Below are 2,772 nucleotides of genomic sequence, written 5' to 3' on the forward strand. Positions count from 1 at the left end.
TCGCTGGACCCGGCGGATTTCGACCGCACGGTGGCCACTTTGCTGGCCGGTGGTTCTGACCCAGTGATCACCAAACAGCCTGATGGCGCATGGACTCATCAGATCACTGATGCGGCGTTGAACTGACCCGTATTCGGTCTTCTGACCAATGAAACGCGGCCCTGTACCGGGGCCGCGTTTTTTCGTTCCCGATCTCGGAAATGTGCGTGTACTTGAGGTGGAAACGGATTAGTATTCTCCTGAAATTTAACGCGTTTCATGCGAAATTCACCACTGGTCGGAGATTATGCAGGGATTTGCATCAGAATTCAGTTCAGCGCTCGCTCTGATCGTCGCCGGCGATCCCGAGCTGTGGGCGATTGTACTACTGTCCCTGCAGGTTTCTGTCTTTGCGGTGCTGATTTCGGCGGTGATCGGGATGCCTGTCGGGGCCGCTTTGGCGGTCGCGCGCTTTCCCGGACGGCGGGTTTTGATCGTGCTGATGAACGCATTGATGGGCTTCCCGCCGGTGGTCGTGGGGCTGTTGGTCTATCTGATGCTGTCGCGATCGGGGCCGCTGGGGGTGTTGGAACTGCTGTATACACCCACCGCCATGATCATCGCGCAGGTGGTGCTGGTCACCCCGATCATCGCCGCGCTGACCCGGCAAGTGGTCGAGATGCTGGCCGAGGAATATTCCGAACAGCTGCGGTCGCTGGGCGTGTCGCGTCTGGCCTCGGTTCCGGTGCTGCTATGGGATGCGCGGCTGGCGCTGGTGACGGCGCTGTTGGCCGGGTTCGGGCGTGCGATTGCCGAGGTCGGTGCGGTGATCATCGTGGGTGGCAATATCAACCATGTGACGCGGGTGATGACGACGACAATTGCGCTTGAAACCTCGAAAGGCAATCTGGCGCTGGCGCTGGCTCTGGGCGCGATCTTGATCGGCATCGCCATCGCAGTGAACGCAATGGTAAGCACGCTGAGTCTGCGGGCCGAGCAGGAGGGCTTGCGCCATGCGTGATCTGTTGCCGGATATGCCGGGCGGGCTTGGGGTTCGCGATCTGTGGCTGGCGCGCAAGGGCAAGATGCTGCTGGATGTGCCGGAACTCTGTCTGGACGGGCCGGGGCCGACGCTGATCCTGGGGCCGAACGGCGCGGGCAAAAGCCTGCTGCTGCGCTGCCTGCACGGGCTGATCGCCCCGGATCGCGGGCGGGTGACGCAGGGCGGAGAGCCTTTGAACGATACCCACAAGGCACGACAGGCGATGGTGTTTCAGCAGCCGGTGCTGCTGCGCCGCTCGGTCGCGGCCAATCTGGATTTTGTGTTGCGGCGCCAATCCTTGCCGCGCGTCACGCGTAAGGCGCGGATGGCCGAATTGTTGGCAGAGGGCGGGCTGGACGGCAAGGCCCGCCAATCCGCGCGCTCCCTGTCGGGGGGTGAGGCGCAGCGGCTGGCCATTTTGCGCGCGCTTGCGTTGGAGCCCGAGACGCTGTTTCTGGACGAACCCACCAGCGCTTTGGACCCCGGTGCCACGCAGGCGATTGAGCAGATGGTGCTGCGCGCCTCGGCAAGGGGTGTGCGCATTGTGATGGTGACCCATGATATCGGACAGGCCCGCAGGCTGGCTGCCGACATTGTGATGATGCAGGGCGGGCATGTGGTCGAACACGGGGCCGCGAAACAGGTGCTGGACGCCCCCAACAGCCCGGCCTCGCGCCGCTATCTGGCGGGCGGGCTGGTTACGTAATTCAGGAAAACGGAGAGATTTGATGATCCGCGATCTAATCCGGGCAGGCACGCTTGCGCTTGGGATATTGGCCGCCCCCGTTGCGGCGGAGGAGCCGTTCATTGTGGTGCAATCCACCACCTCGACCCAGAACTCGGGCCTGCTGGATTACATCCTGCCGGGATTCGAGGCCGAAACCGGCATCGACGTGCGCGTGGTGGCCGTTGGCACCGGGCAAGCGATCCGCAATGCGATCAACGGCGATGGCGATGTGCTGCTGGTGCATTCCCGCCCGGCTGAAGAGCAATTCGTGGCCGATGGCTGGGGCGTCGAGCGGCTGGACGTCATGTATAATGATTTCGTTCTGGTCGGCCCGAAATCCGACCCGGCCGAGGTGCGGGGCGGCGAGGATATCCTTGCCGCCTTGACCGCGATTGCGGATGCGCAGGCCCCCTTTGCCTCGCGCGGGGATGACAGTGGCACCCATAAAGCCGAGATGGCGCATTGGGCGGCGGCGGACACTGACCCCACCGGTGCGTCGGGCACGTGGTATCGCGAGACAGGCTCGGGCATGGGCGCGACGCTGAACGTGGCCAGCGGGATGGGGGCCTATACGCTGACCGACCGGGCCACTTGGCTGTCTTTCGGCAATCGGGGTGAACTGGAGATTCTGGTCGAGGGCGATCCGCGCCTGTTCAACCAATATGGCGTGATCCTTGTGAACCCCGAAAAACACCCGGACGTGCGGGCGGCGGCGGCGCAGCGGTTCATCGACTGGCTGACCGGGCCGGACGGGCAGGGGGCGATTGCCTCTTACCAGTTGGATGGCGAGCAGTTGTTTTTCCCCAACGCACGGTGAATTGGCCTGTGGCCAATGCCTTCGGCGAGAGTATTTGGGAAAAGATGAAGCGCGTCAGCCGGTTGCGCCGTTGTGGTGAATGCGGCCCAGCCCGGTGATGTCGTAACCTCCGAATTCCTCGGCGCGGGTTGCGAAGCGGGTGTTGCGCAGGAACGCCAGCAGTTTCTGCATGGGCGGGTCAAAGAAGGCGCGGCGCCAGATGGCCAG

General features: G+C 63.5%; 3 protein-coding genes and 1 pseudogene. All 4 read left to right on the forward strand.

The annotated features are described in order from the left end of the window. Positions 1-126: pseudogene (locus tag MPJ51_RS19445) on the forward strand (ABC transporter substrate-binding protein); the annotation flags it as partial. Between the two features lie 160 nt (positions 127-286). Further along, entirely contained in the window at positions 287-1,000 is a 714-nt protein-coding gene (locus tag MPJ51_RS19450) for an ABC transporter permease (RefSeq protein ID WP_298390316.1), read from the forward strand. Further along, positions 993-1,727: an ATP-binding cassette domain-containing protein gene (locus tag MPJ51_RS19455; protein WP_298390319.1), complete on the forward strand. Its 735-nt coding sequence runs from the start codon at positions 993-995 to the stop codon at positions 1,725-1,727. Before MPJ51_RS19450 ends, MPJ51_RS19455 begins: the two co-directional genes overlap by 8 nt. A gap of 22 nt (positions 1,728-1,749) precedes the next feature. Further along, positions 1,750-2,565: an extracellular solute-binding protein gene (locus tag MPJ51_RS19460; RefSeq protein ID WP_298390322.1), complete on the forward strand. Its 816-nt coding sequence runs from the start codon at positions 1,750-1,752 to the stop codon at positions 2,563-2,565. Positions 2,566-2,772: the final 207 nt, after the last annotated feature.

Origin of the sequence: Ruegeria sp. (assembly GCF_028066395.1) — a bacterium.
Classification (GTDB): Bacteria; Pseudomonadota; Alphaproteobacteria; order Rhodobacterales; family Rhodobacteraceae; genus Ruegeria.

Coding starts and splice junctions, on each gene's coding strand:
- MPJ51_RS19450 (WP_298390316.1), top strand. CDS start 287: ATGCAGGGATTTGCATCAGAATTCAGTTCAGCGCTCGCTCTGATCGTC.
- MPJ51_RS19455 (WP_298390319.1), top strand. CDS start 993: ATGCGTGATCTGTTGCCGGATATGCCGGGCGGGCTTGGGGTTCGCGAT.
- MPJ51_RS19460 (WP_298390322.1), top strand. CDS start 1,750: ATGATCCGCGATCTAATCCGGGCAGGCACGCTTGCGCTTGGGATATTG.